Origin of the sequence: Spirillospora sp. CA-142024 (assembly GCF_050942325.1) — a bacterium.
Classification (GTDB): domain Bacteria; phylum Actinomycetota; class Actinomycetes; order Streptosporangiales; family Streptosporangiaceae; genus Spirillospora.
Map to the genome: position 1 here is coordinate 6914678 of NZ_CP192077.1, position 20756 is coordinate 6935433.

The 20756-nt window shown below is 72.6% G+C and carries 16 protein-coding genes; 9 read left to right on the forward strand and 7 right to left on the reverse strand.

What is annotated here, in order from left to right:
• Nucleotides 1-5 precede the first annotated feature (5 nt).
• Entirely contained in the window at nt 6-1271 is a 1266-nt protein-coding gene (locus tag ACQPZP_RS32675) for a lipase family protein (RefSeq protein ID WP_433473543.1), read from the reverse strand.
• An 80-nt stretch (nt 1272-1351) separates the two neighbouring features.
• A complete protein-coding gene (locus ACQPZP_RS32680) occupies nt 1352-2761 on the reverse strand; it encodes a PLP-dependent aminotransferase family protein (protein WP_433473544.1) in 1410 nt (469 codons plus the stop codon).
• A gap of 47 nt (nt 2762-2808) precedes the next feature.
• On the opposite strand from ACQPZP_RS32680, the gene ACQPZP_RS32685 reads away from it, so the two are divergent.
• Nucleotides 2809-3990, forward strand: a complete 1182-nt coding sequence (locus ACQPZP_RS32685) for an MFS transporter (protein ID WP_433473545.1) — start codon at nt 2809-2811, stop codon at nt 3988-3990.
• Here ACQPZP_RS32685 and ACQPZP_RS32690 read toward each other — a convergent pair.
• Nucleotides 3983-6937, reverse strand: a complete 2955-nt coding sequence (locus ACQPZP_RS32690) for a BTAD domain-containing putative transcriptional regulator (protein ID WP_433473546.1) — start codon at nt 6935-6937, stop codon at nt 3983-3985. The genes ACQPZP_RS32685 and ACQPZP_RS32690 overlap by 8 nt on opposite strands.
• 79 nt (nt 6938-7016) lie before the next feature.
• Between ACQPZP_RS32690 and ACQPZP_RS32695 the strand changes: the two genes are divergently transcribed.
• On the forward strand, nt 7017-7874 hold the full coding sequence (locus ACQPZP_RS32695; RefSeq protein WP_433473547.1) for an NAD(P)-dependent oxidoreductase: 858 nt from the start codon (nt 7017-7019) through the stop codon (nt 7872-7874).
• On the opposite strand, the gene ACQPZP_RS32700 is transcribed toward ACQPZP_RS32695, so the two are convergent.
• Nucleotides 7871-8431 (reverse strand): hypothetical protein, encoded by a 561-nt coding sequence (locus tag ACQPZP_RS32700; protein WP_433473548.1) that lies wholly within the window; start codon nt 8429-8431, stop codon nt 7871-7873. The two genes, ACQPZP_RS32695 and ACQPZP_RS32700, sit on opposite strands and share 4 nt — an antisense overlap.
• Nucleotides 8432-8616: 185 nt before the next feature.
• Here ACQPZP_RS32700 and ACQPZP_RS32705 point away from each other — a divergent pair, with 185 nt between their 5' ends.
• A complete protein-coding gene (locus tag ACQPZP_RS32705) occupies nt 8617-10068 on the forward strand; it encodes a hypothetical protein (protein ID WP_433473549.1) in 1452 nt (483 codons plus the stop codon).
• Between the two features lies 1 nt (nt 10069).
• Here ACQPZP_RS32705 and ACQPZP_RS32710 read toward each other — a convergent pair whose 3' ends face one another.
• A complete protein-coding gene (locus ACQPZP_RS32710) occupies nt 10070-10864 on the reverse strand; it encodes an IPT/TIG domain-containing protein (RefSeq protein ID WP_433473550.1) in 795 nt (264 codons plus the stop codon).
• Nucleotides 10865-11046: 182 nt separating this feature from the next.
• Here ACQPZP_RS32710 and ACQPZP_RS32715 point away from each other — a divergent pair, with 182 nt between their 5' ends.
• The 3 genes from ACQPZP_RS32715 (at nt 11047) to ACQPZP_RS32725 (ending at nt 14178) form a co-directional block, all read left to right on the forward strand.
• Complete coding sequence (locus ACQPZP_RS32715) at nt 11047-12735, forward strand: ExeM/NucH family extracellular endonuclease (protein ID WP_433473551.1); 1689 nt, start codon at nt 11047-11049, stop codon at nt 12733-12735.
• A 119-nt stretch (nt 12736-12854) separates the two neighbouring features.
• Complete coding sequence (locus ACQPZP_RS32720; RefSeq protein WP_433473552.1) at nt 12855-13151, forward strand: hypothetical protein; 297 nt, start codon at nt 12855-12857, stop codon at nt 13149-13151.
• Between the two features lie 37 nt (nt 13152-13188).
• Entirely contained in the window at nt 13189-14178 is a 990-nt protein-coding gene (locus ACQPZP_RS32725; RefSeq protein ID WP_433473553.1) for an LLM class flavin-dependent oxidoreductase, read from the forward strand.
• Between the two features lie 39 nt (nt 14179-14217).
• On the opposite strand, the gene gabT is transcribed toward ACQPZP_RS32725, so the two are convergent.
• The gene (gabT, locus tag ACQPZP_RS32730; protein WP_433473554.1) at nt 14218-15579 is read right to left on the reverse strand and encodes a 4-aminobutyrate--2-oxoglutarate transaminase; all 1362 of its coding nucleotides are present in this window, start codon (nt 15577-15579) and stop codon (nt 14218-14220) included.
• Nucleotides 15580-15671: 92 nt separating this feature from the next.
• Between gabT and ACQPZP_RS32735 the strand changes: the two genes are divergently transcribed.
• Nucleotides 15672-17150, forward strand: coding sequence for a PucR family transcriptional regulator (locus ACQPZP_RS32735; RefSeq protein ID WP_433473555.1), 1479 nt, complete (start codon nt 15672-15674; stop codon nt 17148-17150).
• A 4-nt stretch (nt 17151-17154) separates the two neighbouring features.
• On the forward strand, nt 17155-18582 hold the full coding sequence (locus tag ACQPZP_RS32740) for an aldehyde dehydrogenase family protein (RefSeq protein WP_433473556.1): 1428 nt from the start codon (nt 17155-17157) through the stop codon (nt 18580-18582).
• Here ACQPZP_RS32740 and ACQPZP_RS32745 read toward each other — a convergent pair.
• Nucleotides 18579-19628, reverse strand: a complete 1050-nt coding sequence (locus ACQPZP_RS32745; protein ID WP_433473557.1) for an alpha/beta hydrolase — start codon at nt 19626-19628, stop codon at nt 18579-18581. The two genes, ACQPZP_RS32740 and ACQPZP_RS32745, sit on opposite strands and share 4 nt — an antisense overlap.
• A gap of 199 nt (nt 19629-19827) precedes the next feature.
• Here ACQPZP_RS32745 and ACQPZP_RS32750 point away from each other — a divergent pair, with 199 nt between their 5' ends.
• Nucleotides 19828-20751, forward strand: a complete 924-nt coding sequence (locus ACQPZP_RS32750) for a hypothetical protein (protein WP_433473558.1) — start codon at nt 19828-19830, stop codon at nt 20749-20751.
• Nucleotides 20752-20756 lie beyond the last annotated feature (5 nt).

Below are 20756 nucleotides of genomic sequence, written 5' to 3' on the forward strand. Positions count from 1 at the left end.
GCGGATCAGCAGTCGCCCTGGACGGGCTTGCCTTCGAAGCGGTCGGCGAGGAAGTTCGTCACGTCCCCGGCAGCGCCCCAGTCCGTGGACAGATGCTCGGTCGGGTAGGTGTTCTTCCACGTCGTGTTGATGCCGGCCTTGCAGTAGGCCTGGCGCGTGGCGTCCTCGGTCTCGTGCGGGATGATCTCTTCGAACCAGCCGCGGTACTGGAACACCGGGAAGCCGATCTTGTACATGGCCGCGTAGGACGGGGGGCCGATGCCAACGCCGAGCCTTTGCCGGTCGACGATGTCGCCCCACGTGACGCCGCCGGGGCCCTTCAGCGCGTAGATCCGCTCCAGGGACAGGCCGTCCTTGGAGAAGTCCTCGACCTTCGCGCCGAGGAAGACGGCGAGCGTCCCGTACAGGCAGTTGGACCGGACGTCCTTGATCGCCTGCACGCCCTTGTCGTTCATCAGGTCGTCGAACGGCATCTCGGGGTGGGCGGCGTGCAGGCCGACGAGCGCGTCAGCGAGGAAGCCCGCGAAGAATCCGCCGTTGAGCTGCTCGGCCGTCAGCTTCAGGTCACCTGGGACGCCGCCCGCCGCCACTCCGGCCACGTCCAGCTCCGGCGCGTAGGACGCGGCGAGCTGCGCGCCCCACAGCGCCGCGGCGCCGCCCTCGGAGTAGCCGGATATGCCGACCTTGCCGCCGGGCGCGAGCGTGCCACCGGGAATACGGCGCGACGTCCGGACGATGTCGAGCAGCGCGTGCCCGGCGTTCGCGCCGACCATGTAGGTGTGGACCTGCCCGTTCAGGTACCCGGCGCCGTCGGTGGCGGCGACCGCGAACCCGGCCTTGAGGAACAGCGTCAGGTTGGCGCCCTCGTACATGTCGACGTATTCGCCGGCGAGCTGCTTGGAGAACGCGCACTGCGGGCCCGAGCCGAGCGTGCCGGGGTTGAACGCGACCGTCGGGCGGGCGCCGCCCTTCGTCGAGGCCGCATCCGGGACGGCGACCGTCCCGGTCACCACGTTCCGGGCTCCCTTGGCGTCCGTCGAGACGTACCGGACCTTCCACGCCTTCATCGGGACGTCGCCGGGGATGTTCGTCAGCTTCGCCGGGCGGCAGGCGAGGAGGTCACCGGGGTCCCCCGTCACCGTCGCGGGCGGCGCCGCGTAGATCTCGGCGTCGGTGGCGCCGCAGCCCGCGGGCGCGGCCGACGCGGTGCCTGCGGGAACGGCCAGGGCCGCGCCTAACGCCGCGGTGGTGAACAGGGCACGGAAACGCATGCCGACGACTGTGTCCCACCGCGCTTGAGGGGCGGAATGAAGTCACGTCACATGCCGGGCGGCCGTTATTAGCACCCAACTCAACAAACGAGAAGGCCGGCCACCTCACGGATCCCGTCGCGGATGGCGGTCTCGCCGAGGTCGCCGAACCCCAGCACGAGCTGCGGAGGCTCGGCCGCGCCGGACGCCCGGTACGTGCTCATCCCGTACAGGCCGACGGACCGCTTGCGCGCCTCCGCGACGACGTGCCGCTCGTCCGTCCCTTCGGGAAGGTGGGCGACGGCGTGGAAGCCGGCGTCCAGGCCGGTCAGCCTCACCGCCGGCGCGTGCCGGGCCAGGGCGTCCACGAGCGCGGCGCGCCGTGCGGCGTAGACGGGCCGCATGTGGCGCAGGTGCCGCCCGTACCGGCCGGACTCGATGAGCGCGGCGAGGGCGAGCTGGTCGAGGACGGGCGACCCCCGGTCGTCGAGCCGCTTCTCCTCGGCGACGGCCCTGGTGAGCGCGGGCGGGCACAGGATCCAGCCGAGCCGGACGGCCGGGGCCAGCGACTTGCTGACCGTCCCGAGGCCGAGGACGCGGCCGGGCGCGAGGCCCTGGACGGACCCCACGGGTTCGCGGTCATAGCGGAACTCGGCGTCGTAGTCGTCCTCGATCACGAGCGCGTCGCGCTCGCAGGCCCAGTCGGCGAGGGCGCGGCGCCGCTCGGGCGCGAGCACGACGCCGGTCGGCCACTGGTGCGCCGGGGTGACGACGACCGCGCGGGCACCGCTCGCGTCCAGCGCGCCGACGTCCAGCCCGAGGTCGTCGACGGGAACGGGCACCGCCTCGACTCCGGCGCGCTCGGCGGCGGCCATGGTCGCGCCGTCGCCGTAGCCGGGGTCCTCGAACGCCACGCGCCGCACACCCCGGCGGGCCAGCACGCGCAGGACGATGTTGAGGCCCTGCGCGAAGCCCGCGCAGACGACGATGTCGCCGGGTTCGGCGACCGCCGCGCGCACCCGCCGGAGGTGGCCGGCGAGGACGTCGCGCAACGGCTCGGCGCCGCGCGGATCGCCGTAGCCGAGCGCCTCGTTCGGCGCCGTCCGGGCCACCTCCCGCTGCGCCCAGCACCAGTCGCCGCGCGGGAAGGACGCCAGGTCGGGCACTCCCGAGGCGAAGTCGACGCGGAGCCGCGGTGCCGGGCGCAGGCCGTCGCCGGCCCCCTCCTCCCGGTGGACTCGGACGGGCGCCACGCGCGTGGCCGAGCCCGTTCTCGTGCACAGGTATCCCTCGGCGGTGAGCTGGCCGTAGCACTCCTGGACGAGGCCGCGCGAGACGCCGAGCTGGCGGGCCAGCTCCCGGGACGACGGCAGCCGCTCCCCCGCCTTCAGCCGTCCGGTGCAGATCGCGTCGCGCAGCCCGGTCTCCAGCTGCGAGCGCAGCGTCCCGGCGGCGTCCCGGTCCAGGGGCAGCAGCAGTTCCGGCGGTGAACCGGCCCACTCGATCGCCATGGAATTGGACCATACAGCAGGCCGGATCGTCCCCTAGCGTCTCAAGCATGAGCGAGACACTGCAGCGCACCGAGGTCGTCCGTGAGTCGCGGCCGCATCTGGTCGGACGGCATCTGGCGCTCGTGTTCGTGGCCACCTTCACCACGTTGACCGGGTTCTTCCTGATGTTCTCGGTCGTCCCGATGTACGCGGCGTCCGGCGGGGCGGGCGGTGTCGGCGCGGGAGCCGCCACCGGTGCGCTGATGCTGACGACGGTGCTCGCCGAACTCTCCCTCCCCCGGCTGCTCACGTCGTTCGGGCACCGGAGGGTGTTCGCCGCGGGTCTACTGCTGCTCGGGCTGCCGCCGCTGGCGCTGCCCCTGTCGTCATCGATGGCGGCGATCACGGCGGTCAGCCTGGTGCGCGGCCTCGGCTTCGCGGTCGCCGTGGTGCTCACCGGTGCGCTGGTGGCGGCGCTCGTCCCGGCGGAGCGGCGCGGCGAGGGCCTCGGCCTGTTCGGTGTCGTCGCGGGGGTGCCGTCGCTGCTCGCACTGCCGCTCGGTGTCTGGCTCGCCCACCGGGTCGGCTACACGCCGGTGTTCGTCGCGGGCGCGCTGTTCCCGCTCGCCGCGCTCGCGGTGCTGCCCGGGCTGCCGCGCCGTCTCGGCGCGCCGTCCGCGGAGGCGGAGCGTCCGTTCGGCATCGCGGCGGGGCTGCGGTCGGCGGCGCTCCTGCGTCCGGCGATCGCGTTCGCCGCGACGGCGATGGCGGCCGGGATCCTGGTCACGTTCCTTCCGGAGGCGGTCCCGGGCGGCGGGGTCGCGGCGGCGGCGCTGTTCGTCCAGCCGACGGCCACGACGCTCACCCGCTGGTGGGCGGGCCGGGTCGGGGACCGGCACGGCGCCGGCCGGTTGCTCATGCCCGCCGTGGCGGCCGCCGCGTCCGGGATCGCGCTGCTGTTCCTCGTGCCGAGCACGATCGCCGTCCTCGCCTCCATGGTCCTGTTCGGCGCGGGCTTCGGCGTCACGCAGAACGCGAGCATGGCGGTGATGTACGAGCGGGCCCCCGCGTCCGGCTACGGAACGGTCAGCGCCCTGTGGAACATCGGCTACGACGGCGGAATGGGCATAGGCGGCGCCGCCTTCGGCCTGACCGCCGCCCAAACCGGCTACCCAACAGCCTTCGCCCTGACCGCAACCGCAATCCTCCTAGCCCTCCCCCTAACAACCTCCCGCCGCAGGCTCAGCTGAGGCGGGCGGCGATTCGCTCTATGTCGCCGCGTTCTGCCTTCGGCAGCGGGGCGCCGGCGGCCGCGCGGGCTTCGGAGGCGGCTGTCAGCGACTTTGCGCCCTCTTCGGGGCGGCCCGTCAGGGAAAGCGCGCCGGCCATGCCTTCCTGGGCGAGCGCGATTGCGCGTGGGTTGCCGGTTGCGCGGGCTGCCGCCAGGCCCTCGGTGTGCAGCGCGAGCGCATGGTCGGCGTCGCCTCGGAGTTCGGCGATGAAGCCCAGCTCGGCCAGGAGGAACGCCAGGCCGGGAGCGCCGTCGATGTCACGGCACCAGCCGAGCCAGCGGCGCAGGATGGTCTCCGCCTCGTCCAGACGTCCGCGCCGGCGGGCCGCGAGGGCGAGACCGATGTCGGCGAAGTTCTCCATCCGCTTGTGCGACTCGCGGATCGCCAGCCGCCTGCCGCGTTCGTGAAGGTCGTCCGCGGCGTCGAGATCGCCTTCGAGCAGCGCGATGCGGCCGAGGCGCGACAAACGTCCGGATACCTCCGTCCAGAGCCCGAGTTCCTCGGCGTCGCGTAGGCCGCTCTCGTGTAGTTCCCTCGCGCGGGCGTAGTCGCCGGTCACCTCCGCGAGGAGGCCGAGGGTCTCGGTGGCCTGGAGGCGTCCCCAGCGGTCACCTGTCTTGCGGAACAACCTCAGGGCCTGCTCGCCGTCCCGTCCGGCCCGGTTGAGGTCGCCTGCCGACAGCGCCTGCGCGGCCCGGGTGGCGAGCGCCGCCGCCTCGCCCCAGACCTCACCGGTCGCCTGGGACCCCTCAAGCGCGCGGGTGGTCAGTTCGTCGATCGCGTCCAGGTCACCGAACCCCGCGCGGACGAACCCGAAGAACCAGTGCGCCCACGGGTCGTCGTCGGAGGCCAGGGCCTTGCGGACGCGCTCGTCGCGGTCGGTGCCGTCGCCGTCGAGCATCACGAACCCGGTGTGCCAGGTCCATGCCCTCGCCGTGGACGTCGCGCCCGGGACGTTAAGCGCCCGCTCGAACGCCCGGCGTGCCTCGCCGGATCGGCCCCAGAGGAACCAGGCCCAACCCATCGCGTTCACCAGCCGCAACGCCTGATCGGCGTCCCCGGCCCGGACCGCGCCATCGAGCGTGGCCCGCAGGTTGCCGGTCTCCGCGCGCAGCCGCCGCAACGCGTCACGCTGGCCCGGGCCGCGCAGATCGGCGTGCTCGGCCAGTTCGGTGTAGTAGGCGGCATGGCGGCGGCGCGTCTCTTCGTACTCGCCCGCCTCATGGAGCCGCTCGGCGCAGTACGCGGCGACCGACTCCAGCAACCGGTAACGCCCGTCTCCGGCCACGACGAGCGACCGGTCGACCAGGCTGGTGAGGACGTCGACATCCGCGCCGCAGATCTGTTCGGCCGCTTCCAGCGTTGAGCCGCCGGTATGGAGCGCCAGCCGTCGCAGCACCGCCCGCTCGCGCTCGTCCAGGGGTTCCCAGCTCCAGTCGATCAGCGCGCGGAGCGTCCGCTGCCGGGCCGGGGCGTCCCGTGTGCCGGACGACAGCAGCCGGAACCGATCGTCCAGCCGGGCCGCCAGTCCGTCCACACCTAGCGCCCGCACGCGCGTCGCCGCCAGTTCCAGTGCCAGCGGGACACCGTCGAGCCGCTCGCAGATCGCCGCGACCGCCTCGACGTTCCCGGGCCCGAGCGCGATGCCCGCCCGCTCGGCGAACAGCTCGGCGGCGGCGCGAGCGTCCAGCGGCGGGACGGTCCAGAGCCGCTCACCCGAGATCGCGAGCGGCTCCCTGCTGGTGGCAAGGACACGCAGGTCCGGAACGTCCCGCAGCAGCCTGGCGGTCAGCCGCGCCACCGGATCGGCCACATGCTCGCAGTTGTCGAGGACGAGCAGCGTCCGCCGCCCGCGCAGAGCCTCGCCCAGCACCCTGGCTGGAGACCCGCCGGCCCCCGCATCATCACGCAATCCGAGGACTCCGCCCACGAACGACGCCACATCGTCGACGGACGCCCCCGCCTCCGGCCCCTCGTCCAGCGGTACCAGCCAGACCCCGCGCAGGTGGCGCGCGACCGCCACGGCGAGCCGCGTCTTGCCGACACCGCCCGTCCCGTGCAGCGTCACCAGGCGCGACTCGTCCAGCAGCCCGGTCAGTTCTCGCACGGCTTCGTCCCGGCCGATGAGAGGCGCCACGTCGGCCGGCAGGTTCCCCCTCGTCCCGGTGAACACGGGATCACGGCAGAGGATGGCCGCGTGCAGAGCGGCCAGCTCGGTCGAGGGGTCGATGCCCAGTTCGTCCCGTAGCCGGACGCGCAGGTCGTCGTAGGCGGCGAGCGCGTCTGCGGGACGGCCCGCGTCGTACAGCGCCCGCATGTACGCGGCGCGCAGCCGTTCGCGCAGCGGATGCTCGTCCACGAGACCGCGTAGTTCGGCGACCAGTGCCGCGCCCTCGCCCAACTCAAGCCGGGCCTCGGCACGGCTCTCCATGGCAGCGAGACGTAGTTCGTCCAGACGGACGATCTCGGGGACGGCGAACGGCAACTCGGCGAAGTCGGCGAACACGGGGCCGCGCCACAACGCCAGCGCGTCGGCGAGGAGGGCGGCACGGGACGCCGCGTCGGGTTCGACCATCGCCCGCTCGGTCAGGTCGGCGAAGGCCCGCGCGTCGGTCGGTGCGTCCAGCCGGTAGCCCGGAGGGCGTGACTCGACCAGCGTGCGGGCGCCTGGCTCGGCGTCCTCCAGGGTCCGGCGTAGCTGCGAGACACGGGCCCGGAGGGTGGCCAAAGGGTCGGCGGGCAGGGCGTCGCCCCACAGGTCGTCGATGAGCCGGTCGGCGGAGACGACGCGTCCGGACCGTGCGAGGAGGGCGGCGAGGAGCGTGCGCACCTTGCGGTCGGCCACCCGGACGGGGCGGCCGTCCTCGGTCCGCACCTCCAGCGGACCGAGGACCCCGAAGCGCATACGCCCACCGTAATGCGGCCCGAACGTTTCCCGAACCCGGCCGAAGCAGGCTGGGGCCCTAGCTAACGAAAGGACCGACATGAACACGTCCGTGACCGTCCTGGGCCTGGGCCTGATGGGATCCGCGCTGGCCGAGGCGCTCCTGGGGGACGGCCGAACCGTCACCGTCTGGAACCGTTCGCACGCCAAGGCCGACCCGCTCGTGGCCAAGGGAGCGGTGAAGGCGGAGACGGCGGCCGAAGCGATCTCGGCGAGCCCGCTCGTGATCGTGTGCCTGTCCGTTTACACCGACGCCGAGGGGATCCTCGGCGACGCGGCCGGGCGCACGATCGTCCAGCTCACCAACGGGACGCCCCGGCAGGCCCGCGCCCTGGCAGACCGCGTCACCGGACAGGGCGGCCGTTACGTCGACGGCGGGATCATGGCCGTCCCGCCGATGATCGGGCGGCCGGAGGCGCTCATCCTCTACAGCGGCGACGAGGGGGCGTTCGAAGAGCACAGCGAGACCCTCGCGGTGCTGGGCCGGCCGCAGTTCCTGGGCGGCGATCCCGGCCTCGCGCCGCTGTTCGACCTGGCGCTGCTGGACGCCATGTACGGCATGATCGCGGGCTTCCAGCACGCGGTGGCGCTCGTCCGCTCGGAGAAGGTGCCGGCCACGACATTCGAGCCGATGGTCACCGCGTGGCTGACCGCGATGATGGCGCTGTTCCCCGAGCAGGCCCGCGCCGTCGAGGCGGGCGACTTCGCCACCCGGGTCTCCAGCGTGGCGACCAGCCAGGTGGCGTTCCCCGGCCTGATCGAGACGAGCCGCGACCAGGGCGTCGACCCGGGCCATCTGCCCGCGCTGCGGGACCTGTTCGACCGCGCGGTCGCCGAGGGCCACGGCGACGACGGCCTCGCCCGCCTGATCACCCTGCTGGAGCGCCCCGCTCGCTAGACCTCCGCGAGGAGGCCGGAGGTCTCCAGGTACTGGCGGCCGCGGGGGGTGAGGTCCCAGGCGTTGTGGCGCCACTCCTTGCGCCGCCAGACGACGCCGGCCGACAGCAGCTTGCGGCCGACGCGGCTGATCTCGGTCTCGTCGGTGCCGAGCTCGGTGGCGAGCTGCTGGTTGGACAGCCCCTGGCGGCGGAACACGGCGACGAGGAAGCGGGCGGCGTGACCGTCGGGCTGCAGCGCGAGCTGGAGGCCGGACGGAAGCCGCCTCAGCGCCCAGTGGACGACGTCGATCAGCCCGAGGATGCGGCCGCGCTGCTCGCGCTGCGGGCCGTCGAGGGCGTCGACGTCGAGGTAGTGGCGGTGCAGCCACTGGAGCCCGTCCTGGCATTCGACCAGGGCGGGCTCGTCGGCGCTCAGCGAGGCGTCGGTGATCAGCATGCCGAGCGCCGAGAAGTGGCCGTCGCTGATGACCTTCGCGTGTTCCATCGCGTCGATGAGGCGCCGGACCTCGGTCCGGCGGTCGTGCGTGCTGGGGACTCCGTCTGCGTTGACGTTCACCGCTCACTCCCGGGTCGAGGACCACACCGCCGGATGCTTCCAGGGTGCGTCCATGCCAAGTGAATGTCAAGTGATGTGCCCCGAAGCCCCTGGCACTGTTGCGGACGACACGGAAACGGGTGCCCGTGAGAGTTAGCATCGATCCACCACCTGTAACCGCGCGTGTCAATCCCCCGGGGGCGCTTATGACGGATCAGTCGGCCACCGCCGTGTACCCGGCCGAGCCTGCTGATCTCTTCGTCCACCTCTACGACACGATCGCGGACGACGTCTTCCAGGGCTGGACGGCGACCCGCTGGCACCGGCGCGAGCGGGTGCGGCGGGAGGCGAACGAGATCGCCGAGACCGTGCTGGAGCACGGCGTCCTCGATCCCGCCGTGACCGCGGAGATCGTCGCGGAGCACGGGGACCTCGGACGGTTCACGATCCTGCTCGGGCTGGACGTCGCGCTGGCCCACGCCAGCCCTTACGCCCCCTTCCACGACGCGCCGGCGCTGGCCGGGGTGCTCGTCACCTATCTGACCGAGGGGAGGCTCAACGGGCCCGGGACGACGGGCGCGCTGCTGCCCCGCTGCGCGTTCCCGGGCCGCCCGCGCGGCCTGCGGACGAAGGCGGAGTTCTTCGGCGTGCACCGCGTCCCGCAGGCGGAGTGGGACCGGATCGACCACCGGATCCTGCCGACCGTGAACGATCCGCACTTCAGCCGGGACGAGCCCGTGGCCGTCGGCTGCGCGCCGGTCCTGGAGACCTACGACGACATCGAGATCGAGTTCGGCGAGCGGCACGGCATGACCGTCTACCGGCTGCGCCCCATGGACTCCTCCGGCATCCGCAGCCGGATCAAGGCGATCGTCCGGCGGCTGGACGAGTCCGGCGCGCAGCTCGCCGTGATGCCGGAGGCGTCGCTGACGGACGCGCTGCTGGAGCACTGGAAGGAGGTCGCGTTCGACACCGCCGCCCGCGACCGCGACCGCCGGCCGCTGCGGTTCATCATGCTCGGGAGCGGCCCGCTCGGGGACGCCGACCCGCCGCCGAACCGGGCCGTCCTGCTGGACCGCTGGACGGGGCAGGAGCTCCTCGTCCAGGACAAGCTGTCCGGTTTCACGCTGGACGCCGCGCAGATGCGGCTGTGGCGGCTGCCCGACGCGCCGGCCTCGGGCACGGCCGTCGAGTACGCGCGGCCCGGCACGCGGATCAGCGTGGTCGACTCGTCCCTCGGCCGCCTCGCGGTGCTGATCTGCGAGGATCTCGGCCGGTCGATCGACTGGGAGCGGGAGCTGCGGTCGTGCGGCGTCTCGCATCTGCTCGTCCCGATCTTCTCCAAGCCGATCCTGGAGCACCGCTGGGAGGAGCAGGGCGCCGAGCGCCAGGTGGCGAGCCTCGGCGGCTGGGTGGCGGTGTCCAACAGCCTCGCGGTCGGCGCCGCCGTCCCGGACGGCGACCTGCCCGGCGCCCGGTACACGTGCCTCGTCGCGGGCCCCAAGAGCCTGCACCGCGCCGCGTACGAGATGGACCGGCAGTTCGGCGTCGCCCGGACGGGCGGCGAACTCGGCCGGCTCGCCACCTCGGAGCTGCCGCGCGTGTTCCCGGGCGCGGCCTACGAGGTCTGGCACGAGCACTGGCAGGACGGCAAATAGGTCATTCCACCGTGAACGGCTCCGGGCCGGTGACCGCGCCGGCCGGGGTGTCCACGGTGAGCGGCCCCGTGCCGGCGCCGGCCGGGACGGTCGTCCGGACGAGCGTGTCCGTCGCGTCCGTCACCGGGGATCGCACCGTGCCGAACCGGACGCTCGTCGTGGACTCCAGACCGGTGCCCCTTATCGTGACCATCGTGCCGGGCGGGCCGCTCACGGGCTCGATCGCGCTGATCCGCGGTGTCAGGGCGTGGTCGCGGCCCCGCGGCGCGGGCGCGAGCAGCGTCGCGAAGACGCTGCGGAACTTCTCGGCGGTCTCGCGGGAGAACTGGCCGACGAGGGCGGCGATGGCCGCGATCCCGTACGGGTTGACGTCGGACGCGCCGCCCGCCGGCGAGGTCAGACCGCCGCGCACGACGAGGTAGACGATCAGCCCGAAGAGGGCGCCGACGAACGGGAGCAGCAGGTACATCAGCAGCCAGCTCCGGCGCAGCGCCCGGTTCCCGACGTACCAGTAGAACGACCGCAGGACGTGCGCGATGCCGCCGAGCGCGCCGGCCGCCATGACGATCACGAACAGGCTCGTCTCCCGTGACATGGACGGCGACCACCACGGCAGGTGGACGGTCTTGGCGGCGGGCGTGACCTCGGTGTGCCCGTCCGGAGCGACCCGCGGCTCGGCGGGCCACACCTGCACGAGCACGACCACCAGCACGGCCGTCATCACCAGCAGGAGGGCGAACACGGCGACGATGTCGCGGGTGCGGGCATATCCGGATCCGGCCGACGCCTCGGTCACGGCGCTCCTTCTCGTACGGGTGTTCTCCGCCGGTAATCGAGGCGGACCCGGACACCGTTTCGCACGCCCGTCCGCAATGCCGGGGTCAAGCAATCCCCTTGATTGCGACAATCCATTGCAAATTGGTGGAGTCTTCATTAACGGGTCGCCGGTTCGCCGAGGCCCGCGCCTACTCTCCCGCCATGCGCCGAACAGCAGCAGCAGTCGCGACCGTCCTGACCGCCGGCCTCGCCGCCGGCGTGCAGCAGGCCGCGGCGGCGGAGCCGCCCACCTGCGGCACTCCCGCCGACCACCAGATCGCCGAGGTCCAGGGCGGCGGGAACGCGAGCCCCCTGACCGGGCAGACCGTCCGGGTCGAGGGCGTCGTCACCGCCGACTTCCAGCGGTCGGACCAGCTCAAGGGATTCTTCGTCCAGGACCCGACCCCAGACGCCGACCCGGGCACATCCGACGGGCTCTTCGTCTACTCCACGAAGGAGGTCGCGGTCGGCGACTGCGTCCTCGTGACGGGCAAGGCCGTCGAGTACAACGGGCTCACCGAACTGTCGCCCGTGTCGGCCGTCGACGTGTGCGGCACGGGACGGGTCATGCCGGCCGCCGTCCGGCTGCCGCTCAAGGGCGGCGCGACCCTGGAGCGGTACGAGGGCATGCTGCTGCGGTTCGGGCAGCGGCTCACCGCCACCGAGACCTACCGGCTCGGACGGTACGGAGAGGTGACGGTCTCCGCGGGCGGCCGCCTCTTCCAGCCGACCGACGGGCACGGCTCCACCCAGGCGCAGAACGACGCGCGGAAGCTTCTCGTCGATGACGGGTCCAACGTCCAGAACCCGGAGACGATCCCGTACACCGACCCCCGTGTGCTGCGGACCGGTGACGGCACGACCGGCCTGACCGGCGTGCTCACCTACCAGTTCGGCGAGTATGCGCTCCAGCCGACGAAGCAGGCGCACTTCGCGAACGAGAACCCGGCGCCGGAGAGGCCGGAGCGCGTCGGCGGCGACGTCCGCGTGGCGAGCTTCAACACGCTCAACTGGTTCACGACGCTGAACAAGCGCGGCGCGAACACGGCCGAGGAGCAGGAGCGGCAGCTCACCAAGCTGACCGCCGCGCTCAAGGGCCTGAACGCCGACGTCGTCGGGCTGATGGAGGTCGAGAACAACGGCGACACCGCGGTCAAGGCCCTGGTCGACCGGTTGAACCAGGCCGTCGGCGCCGGGACGTACACGTGGGTCAAGCACCCGTACCCGGGGACGGACGAGATCCACGTCGCGCTCATCTACAAGCCGGCGAAGGTCACGCCGGCGGGTGCGGCCCGTTCGTCGCAGGACCCGGTCTTCGACCGCCCGCCGCTGGTGCAGGCGTTCCGGCCGCGGCGGGGCGGGACGGAGTTCACCATGATCGTCAACCACTTCAAGTCGAAGGGCTGCGGCGGCGCCACCGGCCCCGACCAGGACCAGGGCGACGGCCAGGGCTGCTACAACGCCCGCCGCGTCGCCCAGGCCAAGGCGATCGGCGCGATCGCGGCCGGCGTGCGGAACCCGCTCGTGGTCGGCGACCTCAACGCCTACACGGCCGAGGACCCGGTGAAGGAGCTCACCGGCGCCGGCCTCCTCGGGCAGACGCAGCGGTTCGTCCGCCCGGATCGGCGGTACAGCTACGTGTTCGACGGGCAGTCGGGCGAACTGGACCACGCGCTCGCCGGGAAGGGGCTGTCGCGGCGCGTGACGGGCGCGACGATCTGGCACATCAACAGCGACGAGCCCGTGTTCCTCGACTACAACACCGAGTACAACCCGCCGCGGTTCTACCGGCCGGACGCGTTCCGCTCGTCCGACCACGACCCCGTCCTGCTGGGCCTGAACCTGCGCTGACCTCCTTATTGGGCCGGCCTTATTGGGCCGGCCGTCCAGAAAAGGGCGGCCGGCCCCTCGCGTCAGACGATCACGAAGCGTATGATCCAGGTCACATTTCTAGTGATCGGTGCGCTCTCATGACCGAAGCCGTCTCCGCCCCCGTGGCGGCCCCCCGTCCGGCGTTCGGCATCGGCCCGGACGGCACGTACACGCTGTTCGGGCAGGTCCTCGCCTTCATCCTCGGCCTCATCACGACCTTCGTCTTCCTGCCGCTCGTCGTGGTCGCCGCGCTCCTTTACGCCAGGGCCGAGACCGTGTTCGCGGAGAACCCCTCGCAGGCCCGCGCACTGGTGATCTGGTCGTGGCTCAGCATCACCGTCCCCGTCATCGTCGCGGGCGCCGTGGCCGGCGTCCTCGGCGCGACGATGGGCTAGCGGGAAGAGGACGGGCGCCCGGCGGGTTGGCCTCGTCATGAGCATGCGCTTCTCCGTCCTCGACCTGGCCCCCGTCGTCGCCGGTTCCACGTCCGGCCAGGCCCTGCGCAACACCCTCGACCTGGCCCGGCACACCGAGCGGCTCGGCTACCACCGGTACTGGCTGGCCGAGCACCACGCGATGCCCGGCATCGCCAGCTCGGCGACGGCCGTGCTGATCGGTCAGGTCGCGGCGGCGACGTCCCGGATGCGGGTCGGGTCGGGCGGGGTCATGCTGCCGAACCACGCGCCGATGGTGGTCGCCGAGCAGTTCGGGACGCTGGAGGCGCTGTATCCGGGACGCATCGACCTCGGCCTCGGCCGCGCGCCCGGCACCGACCAGGCGACAGCGCTGGCGCTGCGGCGCTCCCCGGAGGCGCTGTCGGTGGACGACTTCCCCGAGCAGGTCATCGAGCTGCGCGGCTACTTCGGCGCGGACAGCAGGGTGACGCCGGCGGCCGGGAACGAGCCGCCGGTCTGGCTGCTCGGATCCAGCGGATACAGTGCGCGGCTCTCCGGTCTGCTCGGCCTGCCGTTCGCGTTCGCGCACCACTTCAGCGCCGAGAACACCGTCCCCGCCCTGACGCTGTACCGGGAGTCCTTCCGTCCCGGCGCGCTGGACGAGCCGTACTCGATGATCGGAGTATCGGTGACCGCCGCCGGGACCGACGAAGAGGCGCGCGAGCTGGCGGCCCCGCAGGCGCTGGCGTTCCTGAGGCTGCGGCAGGGCCGTCCGGGGCTGCTGCCGACGCCGGAGGAGGCCGCGTCCCACCCGTACACGCCGCTGGAACGGCAGATGATCGACGCGCGGCTGGCCGACCAGGTGGTGGGCGGGCCGGACGGCGTGCGCAAGCAGCTGGACGCGCTGATCGAGCGGACCGGGGTCGACGAGGTCATGGTGACCACCCAGGTCCACGACCACGCCGACCGGCTCCGCTCCTACGACATCCTCGCCGGCCTGTACGAGGAGAACCTCAGCGCGGCCTGACCTGGAACCGGCCGCGCGAACGCCCTGCGGTCCGCGGGGTCAGCCCGTGAAGGCCGCCTCCAGGACGTCCAGTCCCTCGGTCAGCAGTTCCTCCGGGATGACGAGCGGCGGCAGGAAGCGCAGGACGTTCCCGTACGTCCCGGTCGTCAGGACGAGCAGGCCGTTCTCGTGGCAGCGGCGCGCGATCCGCGCGGTGAGCTCGGGGTCGGGCTCCTTCGTCCCCTCCCGCACCAGCTCGATCGCGATCATCGCGCCGCGTCCGCGCACGTCCCCGATCGCGGGGTGCCGTGCGGCGAGGTCCCGCAGCCGGGGCAGCATGATCTCGCCGATGCGGCGAGCGCGCTCGGTGAGCTTGCCGTCCTCGATCTCCTCCAGCACGGCGAGCGCCGCCTCGCAGGCGAGCGGGTTGCCGCCGTAGGTGCCGCCGAGCCCGCCGCCGTGCACCTTGTCCATGATGTCGGCGCGGCCGGTGACGGCGGCCAGCGGCAGCCCGCCGGCGATGCCCTTCGCGGTCGCCACGATGTCCGGGACGACCCCCTCGTGCTCGCAGGCGAACAGGTCACCCGTCCGGGCGAAGCCGGTCTGCACCTCGTCGGCGATGAACAGGATCCCGTTCGCGCGGCAGAACTCGGCGAGCGCGGGCAGGAATCCGGGCGCCGGGTCGATGAACCCGCCCTCGCCCTGGATCGGCTCGATCAGCAGCGCGGCCACGTTCGTCGCGCCGATCTGCTTGGTGATCTGGTCGATGGCCTGCGCCGCCGCCTCCGGCCCGCAGTTCTCCGGGCCGGTCGGCCAGCGGAACGGGTAGGCCGGCGGCATCCGGTACACCTCTGGCGCGAAAGGGCCGAACCCGTTCTTGTACGGCATGTTCTTCGCGGTCAGCGTCATCGTCAGCAGCGTCCGGCCGTGGTAGCCGTGGTCGAACGCCACGACCGCCTGCCGGCCCGTCGCGTACCGGGCGATCTTGACGGCGTTCTCCACCGCCTCGGCACCGCTGTTGACCAGGAACGACCGCTTCTCGTGGTCGCCGGGCGTGATCCGGTTGAGGTTCTCGCACACCGCGACGTACGACTCGTACGGCGCGACCATGAAGCAGGTGTGGGTGAACCGGTCGGCCTGCGCCTTGACGCGCGCGGCGACCCGCGGGTTGGCGTTGCCGACGTTGGTGACCGCGATGCCGGAGCCGAAGTCGATCAGCGAGTTGCCGTCGGCGTCGACGACCACACCGCCGTCGGCGTCCGTCACGTACACCGGCAGGACGCTGCCGACGCCCGGCGGCACCGCCGCGACGCGGCGCTTGTGCAGGTCACGGGAGCGCGGGCCGGGGATCTCGGTCACGACACGGCGTTCCTGGGGCAGTCGGCCGCCGCTCGCCGTCTGGGCAGGGTCCTGGCTGGTCATGAGCTGAACATAAGCCGGGCGCCGCCTACGATGAACAGTACGGGACGGCGAAATCCGTCCGGCGAGATGGACACTTTGCACAGGGATTACCGATGCCGCCCACGTTGGCCGCCGTGGCCGCCCTCCCCCAGCTCGGCCTGAAGTCGCTCACCGGGCCGCTCCCGGACACGCGGGTCGTGTGGGTCGCGGTCAGCGAGCTGGAGGACCCGACGCCCTTCCTGGAGGGCGGCGAGCTCGTGCTGACCACCGGCATGCGGCTGACCCCCGCGAGCGCCGCCGGCTACGTGTCGCGGCTGGTCGCACGGGGCGTCACCGGGCTCGGGTTCGCGGTCGGGGTCATTCACGACGACGTCCCGCCGGAGCTGCTCGCGGCCGCCCGGGACCAGGGGCTCGTGCTGCTGGAAGTGCCGCGCCCCACCCCGTTCATCGCCATCGGCAAGGCCGTCTCGCGGATGCTCGCCGCCGAGTGGTACGAGGACGTGACGCGGGCGTTCCAGGCGCAGCGGGAGCTGACCCGCGCCGCGCTGACCGGGCCGGGCGCGCTGGTGACCCGGCTCGCCCGGCTGCTCGGCGGGTGGGCGCTGCTGCTGGACGCGTCCGGGGACGCCCAGCACGCCGAACCCGCCGGCGCCCGCGGCCGCGCCGCGGCGTTGGAGCCCGAGCTGGCCCGGCTGCGGCGGCGGCCCGCGAGGGGGAGCCCTGCGGCGAGCGTGGCACTCGCGGTTCCCGACGACCACATCGTGGTGCAACGGATCGGGCTCAGCGGACGGCCGCGAGGATTCCTCGCCGTGGGGACGGACGCGCCGCTCCCCCCCGCCGCGCACACGATCGTGGGGTCGGCCGTCGCGCTGCTGACGTTGCAGTCCGAGACACCGCGGACGGACCGGGAGCTGCGCGCGTCACTCGCGGCGCTGCTGCTCGGCCGTCCCGGCGAGGCGCCGCTGGTGCCGGGCGGGCCGGTCCGGGTGGTGGCCTGCGCGGGCGGGGCCGCCGTGCTGGACGTACTGGAGTCCGACCCTGCCGGGGCCCGCTGCCTGGCGCTCCCGCTGGAGGGGCACAGCGCGGTGATCGTCCCGGACGAGGCGCTCGGCACGATCGAGCCGCTGCTGGTCTCCGCCGGAACGGCCGGTGTCAGCGACCCGGCCTCGGGCGACCTCGGGACGGCGCTGCGGCAGGCCGAAGAGGCACTGGCGGCGGCCGTCCGGGCGCGGCGGGACGTCCTGCACTACTCCGCCCTGCCGGGGCAGAGCGTCCTCGGACTGCTGGAGCCCGGCCTCGCCCATGCCTTCGCCGGCTCGCTGCTCGCCCCTCTTCGCGAGGAGGGCCTGGTCGAGACCGTCCAGGCGTATCTCGCCGCCAACGGGCAGGGGGAGGCGGCGGCGCGGGCGCTCGGCGTCCATCGGCACACGCTGCGATCACGGATGCGCAAGGCCGCCGAACTCCTGGACCGCGACCCGGACGATCCGGCCGTACGCGCCGAACTGTGGATCGCGCTGGCCATCGCGTCCAACCACGATGAGCGGATTGGACATCGTGGCGACTCGCAATCGGGCGAGCCGGGGATAGCGTGACGGTATGAACGTGACCCCATTCTGGCTGGCCGGCCGGCCCGAGACCGGTGACGGTGAGCTGACCGTTACGCATCCCTACGACGGCCGCGTGGTCGGGACGGCGGCGGTGCCGACGCCCGCGCAAGTGGAGGAGGCGATCGCGGCCGCGGACGCCCTCCGCCGGGAGGCCGCCGCGCTGCCCCTCCACGTGCGGGCGGAGGCGCTCGCGCACGTGTCCGCGCGGATCGCCGAACGCGCCGAGGAGATCGCCCGGCTGATCACCGGAGAGAACGGCAAGCCGCTGCTGTGGGCACGCGGCGAGGTGACCCGCGCGATCTCCACGTTCCGGTTCGCCGCCGAGGAGGCCCGCCGCTTCAGCGCCACCACGCAGCGGCTCGACACCGACCCGGCCGCCGAGGGCCGGATGGCCTACATCACCCGCGTGCCGAAGGGCCCGGTGCTCGGCATCTCGCCGTTCAACTTCCCGCTGAACCTCGCCGCGCACAAGATCGCGCCGGCGATCGCGGCGGGCACCCCGATCGTGCTCAAGCCCGCCCCGGCCACGCCGCTGTCGGCGCTGCTGCTCGGCGAACTGCTGGCCGAGACGGACCTGCCCGCCGGGATGTTCTCGATCCTGCCGGTGCCGAACGACCGCGCCCCCGCCCTGGTGGACGACCCGCGGCTGCCGATCGTGTCGTTCACCGGGTCCGTCCCCGTCGGCTGGGCGATCAACGACCAGGCGCCGCGCAAGCACGTCACCCTCGAACTCGGCGGGAACGGCGCCGCGGTCGTCCTGCCGGACGCCGACCTCGACTGGGCCGCCAAGCGGATCGGGCTGTTCTCCAACTACCAGGCCGGGCAGAGCTGCATCGCCGTCCAGCGCGTCTTCGTCGACCGGTCCGTGTACGAGGAGTTCGTGCCGAAGCTCGTCGACACGGTGGCGTCCCTCGTCACCGGCGACCCGTGGGACGACAAGACGCAGGTCGGACCGCTCGTCAGCCAGGAGGCCGCCGAACGCGTCGAAGCCTGGGTGGACGAGGCCGTCGCCGCGGGCGCGCGGATCCTGACCGGCGGCACCCGCGAGGGCGCCGCGTACGCCCCGACCGTCCTGGCGGACGTCCCGGCCGACGCGAAGGTGTCCCGCGAGGAGGTCTTCGGCCCGGTCATGCTCGTCCAGCCCGTGGACGGCGTGGACGAGGCGTTCGCCCTGGTCAACGACTCCAAGTTCGGCCTCCAGGCGGGCGTGTTCACGCGGAACCTCGACATCGCGTTCCGCGCGCACCGCGAGCTCGACGTCGGCGGCGTCGTGATCGGCGACGTCCCGTCCTACCGCGCCGACCAGATGCCGTACGGCGGCGTGAAGGACTCCGGCGTGGGCCGGGAGGGGCTGCGGTCGGCGATGGCCGACTACACCGAGGAGAAGGTCATGATCTTCACGGGCCTGCCTCTCTAAGAACGGTCGCGGGGCCCTGCGTACAACCCCGTGCGCAGGGCCCCGGCCGCCTCCGACATCGCCTCCCGGAACCGCCCGCCCAGCGACCACGTGTTCGCGAAGCCGTGGATGAGGTCCTCCTGCCGCCGCAGCGCGACCGGCACCGCGAACTCCTCCAGCCGCCTGGCGAACGCCTCCCCCTCGTCCCGCAGCGGATCGAAGCCCGCCGTGACGAGATACGTCGCCGGGAACCCGCTCAGATCCTCCGCCAGCAGCGGCGACGCCTTCACCTCGGCGCGCCGCTCCACCCGGCAGTAGTGGTCGCTGCACCAGACCATGTCCTCATCGGTCAGGTAGAACCCCTCCCCGAACACCTCCCGCGACCGCCGCCGGACGGACATGTCGGTCGCCGGATAGAACAGCAGCGCGAAGTCGGGCCTGCGCTCGGCCAGCACCCCGACGACCGCCGCGAGATTGCCGCCCGCACTGTCCCCGCCGACGGCGATGGCCGAGGGATCGGCGCCCATCTCCCCGGCATGCGCGACGGCGTACTCGTACGCCGTGAGCGCGTCGTCCGGCGCCGCCGGATACGGGTGCTCCGGGGCGAGCCGGTACTCCACCGTCAGCACCCGCACCTCGGCGTGCACCGCCAGATACCGGCAGACCGTGTCATGCGTGTCGATGTCGCCGACGACCCATCCGCCGCCGTGGTAGAAGACGAGCAGCGGCGAGCCGTCCGCGAGGCCCTTGGGCGTGTAGAGCCGGGCCGGTACCCCGCCCGCGTCGACCTTCCGCGTCGCCACCGGCCGTGCCGGGACCTTCGGCAGATACACCGTCGACCTGGCCAGCCCCTGCCGCGCCTCCTCGACCGTGTCCGCGCCGAGCCTCTGCTCGCCCTCCAGCCGCATCATCGTGAGCAGGAGCTGCGCGTCCACCGACAGCCGATGCCCGTCCAGCCGCACCGGCTTCCCGGCGATCAGCCGCTTGACGGGCTCCGGCAACGCGAACACACCCCGCAACACCTGTACCACCACCGAGGACGGCACGATCTCGACCAACGACGCCACAGAACCCTCCAACCACCGGCTCCGCACACCGTACTCCCCAGTAGGCCCCGCGAGGCGCCCAGCCGGCGCCTGTGACCCCGGGGCCGGGGCACGATGGCCGACGCAGGCCGCGAACCCTTGACCACAAAGGGTTCTGACGGTCCGACGGGGGTGATTAGGATCGTCGCGGCCGGGTGGCCGTGCATGACGGGAGCGGTGGATGCTGCGTGTCTGGAAGATGCTGACGGCCTATGTCGACGTCGCCGTCGCGTTCGCCCTCGCGGTCGTCATCCTGACGCTGGACATCGGTGGGATCGCGTCGACCAAGCTCGTGCAGAGCGCCACCATGGCGACACTGGCCGTCGTCGCGATCGTGCTGCTTCGCGACCGCGCCCGCGGCGACACCCGCGGCATGGAGATCCTCAAGTCGGTGGACGCACTCCAGAAGCAGATGGACGTCCGCGTCGTCAGCGGAACCGAGTGCAACCGCGTCCTGACCGACGCACGCCGCGACACCGACCGCTGGATGTTCCGGGGCGGGACGGGCGCCTACATCCGCGCGGTCACGCTGCCGGAATGCGTGTCCGCGGCAAGACCGAGGCGACGCAGGCTGGAGTTCCGGCTGGAGATCCTCGACCCCATGAAGCCCGACCTGTGCCGCGAGTACGTCCGGCTGCACCAGCGGCTGGCGGTCAGCGACAACAGTCCCGAACAGGGGTGGACGGTCGACGAGACCCGCCGCGAACTGTTCGCGACGATCCTGGCGGCGTGCTGGCACCAGCAGCGTTACGAGTTCCTCGACATCGACGTCCGGCTGTCCTCGGCCTACTCGCTGCTGCGGTACGAGCTGTCGACGAGCTGCCTCGTCTTCACCCAGCGGGGACCGGAGTTCCCCGCCATGGTGATCAACAGCGGCACGCCGGCCTACCTGTCCTGGGAGTCGGAACTGCACGTCAGTTTCCAGCAGGCCAAATCGCTGCCGCTGCAGTCGGTCAAGAGCATGCAGCTGAGCCTCGTCCCGTCCGCGGAAGAGGTCCGTGAAGTCTTCCGGATGCTCGGGATCGAACTCCCCGCCGCCTACACCGACCGCGACCTCGACAAGCTGAGCGAACTGGCCCTGGATTCATCCGACCCGTACGCCTAGGCAAG